Origin of the sequence: Aeromonas dhakensis (assembly GCF_002285935.1) — a bacterium.
In the GTDB taxonomy this organism is placed as follows: Bacteria; Pseudomonadota; Gammaproteobacteria; order Enterobacterales; family Aeromonadaceae; genus Aeromonas; species Aeromonas dhakensis.
In genome coordinates, this window is record NZ_CP023141.1 from 306,985 (window position 1) to 319,563 (window position 12,579).

The 12,579-nt window shown below is 62.5% G+C and carries 12 protein-coding genes and 1 other RNA gene; 4 read left to right on the top strand and 9 right to left on the bottom strand.

Annotated features, from left to right (window positions below; genetic code table 11):
- Position 1: 1 nt before the first annotated feature.
- From mraY to rsmI, 9 genes are all read right to left on the bottom strand, one after another.
- The gene (gene mraY / locus CK627_RS01675; RefSeq protein WP_005305710.1) at positions 2-1,084 is read right to left on the bottom strand and encodes a phospho-N-acetylmuramoyl-pentapeptide-transferase; all 1,083 of its coding nucleotides are present in this window, start codon (positions 1,082-1,084) and stop codon (positions 2-4) included.
- Positions 1,078-2,433: a UDP-N-acetylmuramoyl-tripeptide--D-alanyl-D-alanine ligase gene (gene murF / locus CK627_RS01680; RefSeq protein WP_095591550.1), complete on the bottom strand. Its 1,356-nt coding sequence runs from the start codon at positions 2,431-2,433 to the stop codon at positions 1,078-1,080. Before murF ends, mraY begins: the two co-directional genes overlap by 7 nt.
- Positions 2,430-3,914 (bottom strand): UDP-N-acetylmuramoyl-L-alanyl-D-glutamate--2,6-diaminopimelate ligase, encoded by a 1,485-nt coding sequence (gene murE, locus CK627_RS01685; RefSeq protein WP_095591551.1) that lies wholly within the window; start codon positions 3,912-3,914, stop codon positions 2,430-2,432. Before murE ends, murF begins: the two co-directional genes overlap by 4 nt.
- A complete protein-coding gene (locus CK627_RS01690) occupies positions 3,895-5,649 on the bottom strand; it encodes a peptidoglycan glycosyltransferase FtsI (protein WP_005305719.1) in 1,755 nt (584 codons plus the stop codon). Before CK627_RS01690 ends, murE begins: the two co-directional genes overlap by 20 nt.
- Positions 5,646-5,960, bottom strand: a complete 315-nt coding sequence (gene ftsL / locus CK627_RS01695; protein ID WP_005305726.1) for a cell division protein FtsL — start codon at positions 5,958-5,960, stop codon at positions 5,646-5,648. Before ftsL ends, CK627_RS01690 begins: the two co-directional genes overlap by 4 nt.
- 3 nt (positions 5,961-5,963) lie before the next feature.
- On the bottom strand, positions 5,964-6,902 hold the full coding sequence (rsmH, locus tag CK627_RS01700) for a 16S rRNA (cytosine(1402)-N(4))-methyltransferase RsmH (RefSeq protein ID WP_019839161.1): 939 nt from the start codon (positions 6,900-6,902) through the stop codon (positions 5,964-5,966).
- Positions 6,903-7,361, bottom strand: coding sequence for a division/cell wall cluster transcriptional repressor MraZ (gene mraZ, locus CK627_RS01705; protein ID WP_005305730.1), 459 nt, complete (start codon positions 7,359-7,361; stop codon positions 6,903-6,905).
- Between the two features lie 447 nt (positions 7,362-7,808).
- Positions 7,809-8,195: RNase P RNA component class A (gene rnpB, locus CK627_RS01710), an RNA gene on the bottom strand.
- A gap of 62 nt (positions 8,196-8,257) precedes the next feature.
- Positions 8,258-9,091: a 16S rRNA (cytidine(1402)-2'-O)-methyltransferase gene (rsmI, locus tag CK627_RS01715; protein ID WP_005305861.1), complete on the bottom strand. Its 834-nt coding sequence runs from the start codon at positions 9,089-9,091 to the stop codon at positions 8,258-8,260.
- A 79-nt stretch (positions 9,092-9,170) separates the two neighbouring features.
- Here rsmI and CK627_RS01720 point away from each other — a divergent pair, with 79 nt between their 5' ends.
- The 4 genes from CK627_RS01720 to dolP are packed head-to-tail and all read left to right on the top strand — an operon-like array spanning position 9,171 to position 12,574.
- A complete protein-coding gene (locus CK627_RS01720) occupies positions 9,171-11,078 on the top strand; it encodes a penicillin-binding protein activator (RefSeq protein ID WP_095591552.1) in 1,908 nt (635 codons plus the stop codon).
- Positions 11,020-11,391 (top strand): YraN family protein, encoded by a 372-nt coding sequence (locus CK627_RS01725; protein WP_026139282.1) that lies wholly within the window; start codon positions 11,020-11,022, stop codon positions 11,389-11,391. Before CK627_RS01720 ends, CK627_RS01725 begins: the two co-directional genes overlap by 59 nt.
- Positions 11,392-11,400: 9 nt before the next feature.
- Positions 11,401-11,991 carry a D-sedoheptulose-7-phosphate isomerase gene (locus CK627_RS01730; RefSeq protein ID WP_005305871.1) on the top strand — a complete coding sequence of 197 codons (591 nt, stop codon included), beginning with the start codon at positions 11,401-11,403 and terminating at the stop codon, positions 11,989-11,991.
- 4 nt (positions 11,992-11,995) lie between these two features.
- A complete protein-coding gene (gene dolP / locus CK627_RS01735; protein WP_005305875.1) occupies positions 11,996-12,574 on the top strand; it encodes a division/outer membrane stress-associated lipid-binding lipoprotein in 579 nt (192 codons plus the stop codon).
- The last annotated feature ends 5 nt before the right edge of the window (positions 12,575-12,579 follow it).

Consider the following 12,579-nt stretch of genomic DNA (forward strand, 5'->3'; position numbering starts at 1 on the left):
CTTACCTCACCTTCAGGGTGGCAAGGCCGAGCAGCACCAGCATGAGGGTGATGATCCAGAAGCGCACGATGACGCGCGGCTCAGGCCAGCCCTTCTTCTCATAGTGGTGATGGATCGGCGCCATGCGGAAGATGCGCACGCCGCGCAGCTTGTAGGACCCCACCTGCAGAATCACCGAGACGGTCTCCATCACGAAGACCCCGCCCATGATCACCAGCAGGAACTCCTGGCGTACCAGCACGGCGATGGTGCCGAGCGCGCCGCCCAGCGCCAGGGAACCCACGTCCCCCATGAACACCTGGGCCGGATAGGTGTTGAACCAGAGGAACCCCAGACCAGCGCCGACGATGGCGGTACAGACGATCACCAGCTCGGAGGTATAGGGCACATAGGGAATGTGCAGGTAGCTGGCGAAGTTGACGTTGCCGGTCGCCCAGGCGATGAAGGCGAAGCCCCCCGCCACCATCACGGTCGGCATGATGGCCAGACCATCCAGACCATCCGTGAGATTGACCGCGTTGGAGGTGCCGACGATGACGAAATAGGTCAGTACGATGAACATCAGGCCGAGCTGCGGCATCACGTCCTTGAGGAAGGGCACTACCAGCTGGGTCTGACCGTCGTGAGTGGCGGTGGCGTAGAGGAACACAGCCACCCCCAGCGCAACGGCGGATTGCCAGAAGTACTTCCAGCGGGCGATCAGGCCGTCGGTGTTCTTGCGCACCACCTTGAGGTAGTCATCGGCGAAGCCGATGGCACCGTAGGCACCCAGCACGAACAGCACCAGCCACACATAGGGGTTGTCGAGACGGCACCAGAGCAGCACAGAGATGAAGATGGCGGCGATGATCATCAGGCCGCCCATGGTCGGGGTGCCTTTCTTGCTCAGGTGTGACTCGGGGCCGTCATTGCGGATCACCTGGCCGAATTTGAGGATCTGCAGGCGGCGGATGAGGCGCGGCCCCATCCAGAGCGCCACCACCAGACCGGTGATGATCGACAAGATGGCCCGAAACGTCAGGTAGGAGAAGACGTTGAAGAAGGTGAAGTGCGGGGTGAGCAGTTCCGCCAGCCAGACTAGCATGTGGCCGACTCCTGATGGTCTTTGACCATCTCGACGATATCTTCCATGCGGGAGCCGCGGGCACCTTTGACCAGAATCGAAATTTCTTGATGTGTTTTTATCATTTGCGCAAGCACTTCAAACAACGACGCCTTGTTATCGAAATGTCGGCCAGCCGCGGCATCTGCGGTGTGGCGACTCTGTTCTCCTACGGTCAGCACGGCATCCAGACCGCGCTCACGGGCGTGGCGACCGACTCGGGCGTGCTGCTCGGCGGACTCCTCACCCAGCTCCTTCATGTCACCGAACACCAGCACCTTGTAGCCGTTCATGGCAGTCAAGGTATCGATGCCCGCCAGCACGGACTCCACGCTGGCGTTGTAGGTGTCGTCCACCAGGGTGAGACCACCCCAACGCTGGACGCAGAAGCGGCCCTTGACCGGCGCCATCTGCTCGAGCCCGGCCTTGACCGAGGCGAGCGAAGCGCCGAGCGCCAGCGTGCCAGCGGCAGCGGCCAGCGCGTTTGCCACGTTGTGGCGGCCCGGAATGGCCAGGGTCAGGCTCACCTCACCCTGCGGGGTCACCATGACGAACTCGGCACAGCCCTGCTGATTGATCACCACATTTCTGGCATGGAACGGCTGACGCTGATCTTCGATGGAGAAGGCGCAGTGAATGCCGCGGGCCTGCCATTTGGGCCAGAACTCGTTGTCGGCGTTGACGATGGCGGTGCCACCTTCGCACAGGCCTTCAAAAATCTCGCTCTTGGCGTGGAACACCCCTTCCAGCGAGCCGAAGCCCTCCAGATGGGCGGCCGCCACATTGTTGATGATGGCGGCATCGGGTCTGGCCAGCGAGGTGGTCCAGGCGATCTCGCCCGGGTGGTTAGCCCCCAGCTCCATCACCGCGAACCGGTGTTGCGGCTCGAGGCGCAGCAGGGTGAGCGGCACCCCCACCTCGTTGTTGAAGTTGCCGGCGGTGGCCAGCACTTCCCCTTCCTGGCGCAGAATGGCAGTCGCCATCTCCTTCACCGTGGTCTTGCCGCAGCTGCCGGTGATGGCCAGCACTTTCGGGTTGATGCGCTCGCGCACCAGCCGACCGAGGCGACCCAGCCCCTTGAGGGTATCGGCCACCACCAGCTGGGGGATCGCCAGCGGCAATTCACGCTCCACCAGCAGGGCGGAGGCACCGGCGGCCACAGCCTGGTCGCAGAAATCGTGGGCATCGAAACGCTCGCCGCGCAGCGCCACGAACAGCGCGCCGGCGCCCAGGGTTCGGGTGTCGGTGCTGACAGCCGTGATCGCTTCGTCTTCACCAATCAGACGGGCATCGAGTACCTGTGCCAGCTCGGCAAGCCTGAGGGTCATCATGCGAATGACTCCAATAATGTGTGCAAGGCGGCCGCGACGGTTTCCCGGTCGCTGTAGTGCCGCTTGTCGGTTCCAATGATCTGATAATCCTCGTGGCCTTTACCTGCCACCAGGATGATGTCCTGTTTGCTCGCCTGACTCAGCGCCAGCTGGATCGCCTTGACCCTGTCGTGCTCGATCTGCACGGCGCCAGGATCGCGAAGACCCGCCACCATGTCGGCCATGATCCGGGCCGGCTCCTCGGTACGGGGGTTGTCGTCGGTCAGGATCACGCGATCCGCATGCAGCTCGGCCATGGCGGCCATCATGGGGCGCTTGCCGCGATCCCTGTCGCCACCACATCCCACCAGGCACCAGAGCCGTCCTTCACAGTGCACCCGTAGGGCCTGCAGCGCCTTCTCCAGCGCATCCGGCGTGTGGGCATAGTCGACCACGGCGAGCGGCGCCTTGCCGCCACCGAAACACTCCATGCGACCGGTCACCGGCTGCAGTTGCGGCGCGGTGGCCAGCAACTCGTCGAAGTCATAGCCGAGCACCAGCATGGCGCCCATCGCGGCCAGCACATTGCTGACGTTGAAGCGCCCGAGCAAGGGGGCGGATAATACACCATTCCCCCAACTGGAGTTAATCTGCGTGCGAAAACCTTGCTGGTGGAAATGGGGATCTTGCGCCGTCAGCTGTCGCCCCGGGTGATTGGCCACCGGGCCGTGCACGCTGAACGCCACCGCGGCCGGATAAGCGGCCAGCCACTGGCGACCCAGGCGGTCATCGGCATTGAGCACGGCGCAAGGTTCGGCCACCAGTTTCAGCAGCTCTTCCTTGGCGGCGCCATAGGCCTCCATGGTGCCGTGATAGTCCAGATGATCCCGGCTCAGGTTGGTGAACACGGCAGCGGCAAACGGCAGGGCTGCCACGCGATGCTGCACCAGACCGTGGCTGGAAACCTCCATCGCCACCAGATCCGCCCCCTGCGCCTGCAGGGCGGCCAGATTGGCCTGCACCTGCAGCGCGCTGCCGGTGGTGTTCTCCGCTTCGATAAGATCGCCGAACAGGCCGTTGCCGATCGTGCCCATCACCCCGGCCTTGCCTCCCAGCAGGGTTCGCCAGTTGGCGACCAGCAGTGCCGTGGTGCTCTTGCCGTTGGTGCCTGTGATACCCACCAGCGCCAGCTTGCTGGCCGGCTGGTCGTAGAAATAGCCGGCCAGCTCGGAGAGGCGGGCCGGTAGATTGGGCACGCCGATGCAGGGCACGGCCAGCGTTGGTGCCACGAATTCCCCGTCCTCTTCAAACAGTACGGCGGTCGCTCCCTGAGCCACCGCCTGTTCGATAAACCGTCTGCCATCCACCTGATGCCCGCGAATCGCCACGAAGAGACAACCGGGCCCGACGCGCCGACTGTCCAGCTGGATGTCGGTGAGTGCGAGCGCCGGGGCAGTAATGCCAAAAGGGCGCATCAGCTGATCAAGTGCGCGGGACAACATTGGAAGCCTCCGTACGGGCAAGTTTGGTGGGTACCGCTGGCGGCACCGCGTCGGGACGAATATTGAAGAGTTGCAGCACCCCGCCCATGGCTTCGGCAAACGGCGGGGTCGCCACGGCGCCACCGTAGTAGGCATCGCCCTTGGGCTCGTTGATCACCACCACCATGACGAAGCGCGGGTTGCTGGCCGGGGCGAAGCCGGCGAACCAGGCCATGTAATCCTTGCCGTAGCCGCCGGCCACGGCGACCTTGGCGGTACCACTCTTGCCGCCGACCCGGTAGCCCGGGATCTTGGCTTTCGGAATGGCATTGTCGACCACATACTCCAGCGCCTGCAGCATGGCGGTGGCGTTGTTGTGGTCGATGACTTGCTCACCCTTGGGCGGCTCGCTCACCTTGACGATGGAGATGGGCACCCGCTTGCCCTTGTTGGCCAGGGTGGCATAGGCGGAGGCCAGCTGCAGCGGGGTCACCCGCAGGCCATAGCCGAACGACAGAGTGGCCCGTTCGATATCGGACCAGCGCCGGCGCTGGGGCAGCATGCCGCTGCTCTCGCCCATCAGGCCGCTGCCGGTATCCATCCCGAAGCCCACCATGCTGAGGGTGTTGATCATCTCCTGGGCCGGCATCCGCAGTGCGATGCGCGACATGCCGATGTTGGAGGAGTAGCGCAGGATGTCGTACAGGTTGGTCGCTTTGTGAATACTCACGTCGCGGATCTGCTTGGCCCCGATGAACAGGGGGCCGCCCTGGATGGTGTCCTTCCAGCTGGTGACGCCGGCCTGCAGGGCACTCAGCAGGATCAGGGGTTTGACGGTGGAGCCCGGTTCATAGGTGTCGGTCACCACCCGGTTGCGCACCCGGAAACTCTGGTACTGACCGCGGTTGTTGGGGTTGTAGGAGGGGGTATTGACCATGGCGAGCACCTCGCCGGTCTTCACGTCCAGCATCACCATGGAGCCGGAGGTCGCCTTGTTCTCGTCGGTGGCCCGCTTGAGTGCCCGGTAGGCCAGCGCCTGTACCCGCTGATCGATGCTCAGCTGCAGATCGTTGGCGTTCTTGCCCTCTTTCACCAGCCCGAGCCGCTCGATGACCCGACCCTGCCGGTCCTTGCGCACCCGCATCTCGCCCGGGGTCGCGGTCAGCCATTCGTCATAGCTGCGCTCGATTCCCTCGATGCCATGCCCATCGATGTTGGTCACCCCCACCAGATGGGCGCTGATCTCGCCGGTCGGATAGAAACGGCGCGACTCCGGACGTAGGTAGATGCCGCCCAGCTTGAGCCCCTTGATGTACTCGGACACCGCCGGCGTCACCTGCCGCTGCAGGTAGACGAAGCGCTTGCTCGGGTTGGATATGCGGTGCTTGAGGGTATTGATGTCGAGCTTGAGCACGGCGGAGAGCGCCATCCAGGCCCGTTCGTTGTGGATGGCACCGGATTCATGCACCGTCTTGGGATCGGCCCACACCGCTTCGACCGGTACCGACACCGCCAGCTGTTCGCCGTTGCGATCGGTGATCATGCCACGCACCGCCTGGGTGGAGGTGGTGCGCAGCGAGCGCATGTCCCCCTCCTGACGCAGCCTGTCCGGGTCGATCACCTGGATCCAGGCCAGCCGCAGGATCAAGCCGGCAAACGCAATGCCGATGAAAAACACCAGCGTGCGAAAGCGCCACGGATAGAGTGACGGAGCTTTGACCTTGGGTTGGGCCTTGGCGGATGCCTTGCGTTTCATGGTTGTGTAATTACCTTCTCGGTGGTCACCAGCGGGCGAGCCATCTGCAACTTGTCCATGGCCAGACTCGCGACCCGGGAGTGCTCTGCCAGCGTGCCCTGCTCCAGCAGCAGGTGGCGCCACTCGATGTTGAGGCGATCCTCCTCCGCCATCAGGTCATTCTGCTTGGCGGTCAGGCCGCGGGTCATGTTGGTCACCAGGATCACGGCAAAGGCGGTGATCAGCACGGCGATGGCCAGCACCACCTGCAGCTTGTGCCGCCAGAGATCGCCGAGGATCTCCCTGGCCAGATGAACACGCACCTCGCTCATGGCTTACTCCGCCAGCCGCTGGGCCACCCGCAGCACCGAGCTGCGTGACCGGCTGTTTTCGTTGACTTCATGCTCGGAAGGCTTGAGCGCCTTGCCGACCGATTTCAGTTTGCGACCACCGGCCAGCTGGGCCTCGGTCAGCGGAATGCCGTGCGGCACTTCCGGGCCTTTCTCGTGCTTGCGGATGAAATGCTTCACCAGCCGATCTTCCAGCGAGTGGAAGCTGATGACGGAGAGGCGGCCGTGGGGGGCCAGCACTTCCAGGGCCCCGTTGAGTGCGGTCTCGATCTCGTCCAGTTCGCTGTTGATGTAGATGCGGATGGCCTGGAAGCTGCGGGTGGCAGCGTGCTTGCCCTTTTCCTTGCTCGGATTGACCCGGGCGATCATCTCCGCCAGCTGGCGGGTGCGAACATAGGGCTCGGTGACCCGGTCATGCACGATGGCGCGGGCAATCTTCTTGGCAAAGCGCTCCTCACCGAAGGTCTTCAGTACCCAGGCGATGTCGTCCACATCGGCCCTGGCCAGCCATTCGGCGGCGCTCTGACCGGAAGTGGGATCCATCCGCATGTCGAGCGGACCGTCCTTCATGAAGCTGAAACCGCGCTCGGCATCGTCCAGCTGGGGGGAAGATACACCCAGATCCAGCAGGAAACCGTCGACCTTGCCCAGCAGGCCGCGCTCACTCAGGTAGGTGGTGATGCCGGAAAACGGGCCGTGCACGATCTCGAAGCGCGGATCCTGGATCTTGGCCGCTTCGGCGATGGCCTGGGGATCCCGATCGATGGCAATCAGACGGCCATTGGGGCCCAGCTGCTGCAGGATAAGGCGCGAGTGACCGCCCCGGCCAAACGTACCGTCGACGTAGATGCCGTCCGGCTTGATGGCCAGCCCTTCGACGGCTTCGTGCAGCAGCACTGTGATGTGTTCAGCGGCTTGGGTCATTTATAAAGAGAAATCCTGTAGTCGTGGCGAGCTTGCCCAGTCATCCTCGGGCAGGCCCTGAATGTCGTCATTGACCTGTTGTTGCCAGCGGGCTTCATCCCACAGCTCAAATTTGTTGAGCTGGCCCACCAGCATGATTTTCTTGTCCAGCCCCGCGTGGCTGCGCAGTGGCTGGCTGAGCAGCAGACGGCCATTGCCGTCCAGCTCGCATTCGGTCGCATGCCCGAGCAACAACCGCTGCAGGCGGCGCTCAAGGGGATTCATGCTGGAGAGGGTCTTGAGCTTGCGCTCGATCTCTTCCCATTCGTTCAGGGGGTAAAGCAGCAGACAGGGGTGGGCAATATCGATGGTGCAGACCAGCTGGCCCTCGCTCTCGTCGCGCAGCCAATCACGGTACTTGGTCGGAATCGCCAATCGCCCCTTGCTGTCCAGGCTGATGGCATGCGCACCACGCAACAAATTGCAGTCCCTGAAAATGAGTTAAAGGGGGCAAACCGCCCGATAAAAACCACTTTGATCCACTTTTCCCCACCTTGAAGTTTAAGGACGTGCTGAGGGCTTTTCAAGCGAGGATCTCGGGCATGGGGAACATATTGACGCAGCATTTTCGCAGCTAGGATTAAATGAGTTGATTTTCCACAAGTTATTTGTGTTAGCCGCAATTCGATTAATTTTCGGCAATTAAAAAACTGACGAGTTGCGCGAATAAACATCAGCCATGAAGGTCACGTTTCTCCAGCGCCATCACAATACTGACATCATTGACAAAAACCACATAACATACTGATATAAAGCACATTTGTTAAACATGGCCAGCCCGGTAGTAAATATTCCGAGTCAACCGAGACAGTATTTTCGGTTAATAAAAAGAGCCTTGCGATAAATCGCAAGGCTCTTCAGGAAAGAGGTCGGAGTCGGCCTGTAAGCCGGGTTCTGTACCGGGTTGCCCCGGGTAGCAATCATTCCTCTAGGCCAGCAATCGCTCGCTGGCTCAAGCAACCTACCCGCCCCCAACGCGGGCCGCGCCAATAGGGGCCTATTTGGTCTTGCTTCGGGTGGAGTTTACCGTGCCACGAACTGTTGCCAGTCGCGCGGTGCGCTCTTACCGCACCCTTTCACCCTTACCTGATCCCTTGCGGGCCATCGGCGGTCTGCTCTCTGTTGCACTGGTCGTAGGCTCGCGCCCCCCAGGCGTTACCTGGCACCCTGCCCTGTGAAGCCCGGACTTTCCTCCCCTCCGCCCGTCTGTCCCGAGGGACACAACGACGAAGCAGCGATTGCCCAGCCAACTCCGAGGCGCGGATTATAGCCTCGTGATGCCGGCGGGGTAAACCGGCAATTCCCGTTTACGGCAATTAATAGTGCTCGAGGCCGTACTTGTAGAGGGCATTCTTCTTCACGCCGTGGATCTCGGCGGTCAGCGCCGCCGCTTTTTTCAGCGGCAGCTCGGCCACCAGCAGCCCCAGGGTGCGGATCGCCTCAGCCGGCAAGGCCTCTTCGTCCTTGCTCGCCCCCGCCACCACCAGCACAATCTCGCCGCGGCAGCGATTTTCATCTTCGCCGAGCCAGGTCAGCATCTCGGAGGCTGGCAGACCGTGGATCGACTCGAAGGTCTTGGTCAGCTCGCGGCAGACCACCACCTGGCGCTCACCCAGAATGCGGGCGATCGCTTCCACCGTCTCCTGCACTCGGCGCGGCGATTCATAGAACACCAGCGAGCGGGTGTCCTCAATCACGGCCTGCAGACGATCGTCGCGCCCCTTGGCTTTGGCCGGCAGAAAACCCTCGAAGGCAAACCGGTCGGTGGGCAACCCGGCGGCGGAGAGCGCCGTGATGGCGGCGCAGGGGCCGGGCAGCGGCACTACCTTGACCCCGGCTTCGCGACAACGGGTGACCAGGTGATAACCGGGGTCGCTGATGAGCGGCGTGCCCGCGTCGGAGACCAGAGCCACGCTCTTGCCCTCCTTGATACGGCCGATCAGCACGTCGGCTTTCTGCTGTTCATTGTGATCATGCAGCGCAAAGGTCGGTACCGAGATCTGGTAGTGGCTGAGCAGGATGCCAGTATGGCGGGTATCCTCGGCGGCCACCAGATCGACGCTGCGCAGCACATCCAGTGCTCGCTGGGTGATGTCGGCCAGATTGCCGATCGGAGTGGGGACTATATACAGGGTTGGGATGTCACTCATGGGAGCTCCGAGTGTCCCGACAATTGTGTCGCCATATTGGCCCGTTTACACTATGGAGAATTTCAACACTGGTCGGGGAATGAACTTGAACCGGGTTATAAAGCAGCTAAGTGTATCACGACTCTTCGGCATCCTACTCGCGGCAGTCCTGCTCGCCGCCTGTGCGTCGGAGCCCAATCAACCCGCTGGCCAGTCCGGCATGCCGTCGGCCTTCTCGGATCTCACCAAGAATGCCCAGTGGTATCTGGCCCAGGTGGACCCGGCTAAACCAGCCGAAGCCTTCACCTGGCAGGTGATGGCGGCGCGCAGCTATCTGGCGCTCGGTCAGGCCAAGCCGGCCGCGGCCCTGTTCCAGCAATTGCAGAAGCAGGCCCAGAGCGCCGAGCAGAAGGCCCAGCTGCAACTGCTGCAGGCTCACCTGCTGCTCGCCCAGGGCAACGCCAACCAGGCGCTGATCCTGCTGGAAGGCAAGCCCGATGTGGCGCTGGATGCTGATACCCAGAAGGACTGGTACCGCCAGCGCGTGGTGCTGCAGCTCGACATAAACAACAAGTTTGGTGCCGCCAAGTCGCTGATCCTGCTGGAGCCCTACCTGGCCCAGAATGAGCTTTCCACCAACCACCAGCAGATCTGGTCACTGCTCAAGAGCATGACCCCTTCTACCCTGCAGGCGCTGGAAGAGGCACCGGCTCCCGATGTCACCACCGGCTGGCTGCGGCTGGCGGCGCTGGTGAATGAATTCGGTGCCCAGCCCAATCAGCTGGCTCGCCAGCTGGCCGGCTGGAAACAGGCCTTCCCGAACCACCCGGCCCAGAAAGACATGCCGGCCGGACTCGGTGACCTAGCCACCAGCAACATCAGCGCCCTGCAGCAGATCGCCGTCTTCCTGCCGCTGTCCGGCAACCTGGAACCGCAGGGTGCGGCAATCCGCAACGGCATGCTGATGTCTTACAAGGAAAATCAGAGCCAGTTCACCCTGAACTTCTACGATACCCAGACCAAGTCGACGGCGGATCTCTACAAGCAGGCCATTCAGGAAGGGGCCAACATGATCATCGGCCCGCTGCTCAAAGACCGGGTCGAGGAGCTGCTCAAGGCCAATCCGACCGTACCGGTACTGGCGCTCAACGAGCTGGACAAGCCGATCGTCAACGACACCACCTATTACTTCTCCCTCTCAGCCGCCGCCGATGCAACGCAGGCCGCCCAATACCTCTATGGCCAGGGTTATCGCAAACCCCTGCTCATCGCCGCCCAGGGGCGGATCGGCTACAGCAGCATCAAGGCGTTTGAACAGGCCTGGGCGACCGTGAGCCAGGACAAGCCAGTCGTGGCTACCTTCGGTGCCCGCAACGAAGTCCAGGGTATGGTCAAGAATGCGTTGAGCGGCCGCTCCACCGCACGGGCTGGCGAAGTGGTTCAGCTCTCCGCTGCCGCCCCGCGCAGCATCGACGTGGTCTATGTGGTCGCCAACAGCCTGGAGACCCGGATGATCAAGCCCTACGTCGACATCTCGGTCAATCCGATGGGCAGCCTGCCGATCTACAGCAGCTCGCGCAGCTACGACAGCGCCACCACCGAGGTTGCCTCCGAGCTCAACGGCATGCACATCTCCGACATGCCGCTGCTGCTTGGCGGTTACGAGAAGCAGCGCGAGCAGATTGCCCTGCTCTGGCCGCAGACCCAGGGCGACCTGTTGCGCCTGTTTGCGCTGGGCTATGACGCCGTCAGCCTGGCAGAGAACCTGCAGCAGATGCGCAAGGTCAACGCCATGCAGCAGCCCGGCATGAGCGGTCAGCTGAGCGTGGATGCCGGCGGCAACATAGTACGGGTACTGGACTGGGCCACCTACCAGAATGGCAAGCTGGTCAGTGACAGCGCCATGCCCCAGCTCGAGGGAGTCCCCCATGAAGGTACTTCTGGCACGGATGCGCCGGCAGTTACAGAACCTGTTCCCGTCACCAACGAGCAAGGGACAGCACTTTGAGCAGGTAGCGGAGCGCTGGTTGCAGGCCCGCGGCCTGCAACCCGTGACCCGCAACTATCGCTGCCGGGGCGGCGAGATCGATCTCATCATGCGCCAGGGGGAGACCCTGGTGTTTGTTGAAGTCCGTTATCGCGCCCAGGCTAGCCACGGCGGCGCCGCCAGCTCCGTCACCCGACGCAAACAGCACAAGATCGTGCTGGCGGCACGCCACTATTTCAAGCAACATGCCATCAACGAGGCCAACCAGGCCTGCCGATTCGATGTGATCGCGTTCGAAGGCGACCAGCCGGACTGGATCCAGAACGCATTTTAAGAGGACCCCATGACTGACCGCATCAAAGAAAACTACACCGAGAGCATCCAGACCAAGATAGCCGCCGCCGAGGCGCTGCCGGATGCCATCCATACTGCAGCCCAGATGCTGACCATCTGTCTGCTCAATGGCCACAAGGTGATGGCATGCGGCAATGGTCCCTCCGCAGCACTGGCCCAGCTGTTCATCTCTGAACTGGTCAACTGCTACGAAACCGAGCGCCCCTCCCTGCCCGGCATGGCGCTGACCCCGGACATGGCGACCATCAGTGCCATCGCCACCGATCACGGCTTTGAAGAGGTGTATGCCAAGCAGATCCGTGCACTCGGTCAGCCCGGCGACATCCTGGTGGTCATCACCACCACGGGTAACAGCCGCAGCCTGATCAAAGCCGCCGAGGCCGCCCTCTCCCGCGACATGACCATAGTGGTGCTGGGTGGCGGTGATGGCGGCGAGATCGCCGGTCTGCTCGGTCCCAACGATGTGGAGATCCGGGTGCCGTCTGCCCGCCGCCCCCGCATTCTGGAAGTGAACCTGTTGACCCTGCACTGCCTGTGTGATCTCATCGACCAGACTCTTTTCCCGCAACAGGAAGATTGAAACCATGAAGAAGCAAACGCTCCTGCTCGGCCTGCTGGCCGGCACCCTGCTGCTGCAAGGTTGTGCGGCCGTGGTGGTCGGTGGTGCCGCCGGTACCGCCAAGGCTTCCGGCGATCGCCGCACCCTGGGCGCCCAATGGGACGATCAGGCCATCGAACTGAAGGCGGCCAATCTGCTGGCCGACAACAAGCCGCTAAGCGCGGCCAGCAAGATCAGCGTCTACAGCAACAACGGCCGGGTACTGCTGGTCGGTCAGACACCTTCTGACGCTTACAAGCTCGAGGCTGGCAAGATAGTGGCCCGTATCGAGGGTGTGCGCCACGTCTACAACGAGCTGCGCCTCGGCCAGCCGGTCAGCATAGGGGTACGCAGCAACGACACCTGGATCACCTCCAAGGTGCGGGCTGACATGCTGGGCGCCAAGAACTTCGACAGCGCCAAGGTCAAGGTGGTCACCGAGAATGGCGAGGTGTTCCTGATCGGCCTGGTGACCCGCCAGGAGGGAGATCAGGCCGTCGAGATCGCCCGCCACGTCAGCGGCGTGAAGCGCGTGATCAAGGCCTTCGAGTTTGCCCAGAACTGACCCTG

What these genes read in the sequence shown, in the direction of transcription:
- murE (WP_095591551.1), bottom strand. Translation starts at nt 3,914, where the DNA reads ATGTTGTCCCGCGCACTTGATCAGCTGATGCGCCCTTTTGGCATTACT.
- CK627_RS01720 (WP_095591552.1), top strand. Translation starts at nt 9,171, where the DNA reads ATGAACTTGAACCGGGTTATAAAGCAGCTAAGTGTATCACGACTCTTC.
- CK627_RS01725 (WP_026139282.1), top strand. Translation starts at nt 11,020, where the DNA reads ATGCGCCGGCAGTTACAGAACCTGTTCCCGTCACCAACGAGCAAGGGA.
- rsmH (WP_019839161.1), bottom strand. Translation starts at nt 6,902, where the DNA reads ATGACCCAAGCCGCTGAACACATCACAGTGCTGCTGCACGAAGCCGTC.
- murF (WP_095591550.1), bottom strand. Translation starts at nt 2,433, where the DNA reads ATGATGACCCTCAGGCTTGCCGAGCTGGCACAGGTACTCGATGCCCGT.
- ftsL (WP_005305726.1), bottom strand. Translation starts at nt 5,960, where the DNA reads ATGAGCGAGGTGCGTGTTCATCTGGCCAGGGAGATCCTCGGCGATCTC.
- CK627_RS01690 (WP_005305719.1), bottom strand. Translation starts at nt 5,649, where the DNA reads ATGAAACGCAAGGCATCCGCCAAGGCCCAACCCAAGGTCAAAGCTCCG.
- rsmI (WP_005305861.1), bottom strand. Translation starts at nt 9,091, where the DNA reads ATGAGTGACATCCCAACCCTGTATATAGTCCCCACTCCGATCGGCAAT.
- dolP (WP_005305875.1), top strand. Translation starts at nt 11,996, where the DNA reads ATGAAGAAGCAAACGCTCCTGCTCGGCCTGCTGGCCGGCACCCTGCTG.
- mraY (WP_005305710.1), bottom strand. Translation starts at nt 1,084, where the DNA reads ATGCTAGTCTGGCTGGCGGAACTGCTCACCCCGCACTTCACCTTCTTC.
- CK627_RS01730 (WP_005305871.1), top strand. Translation starts at nt 11,401, where the DNA reads ATGACTGACCGCATCAAAGAAAACTACACCGAGAGCATCCAGACCAAG.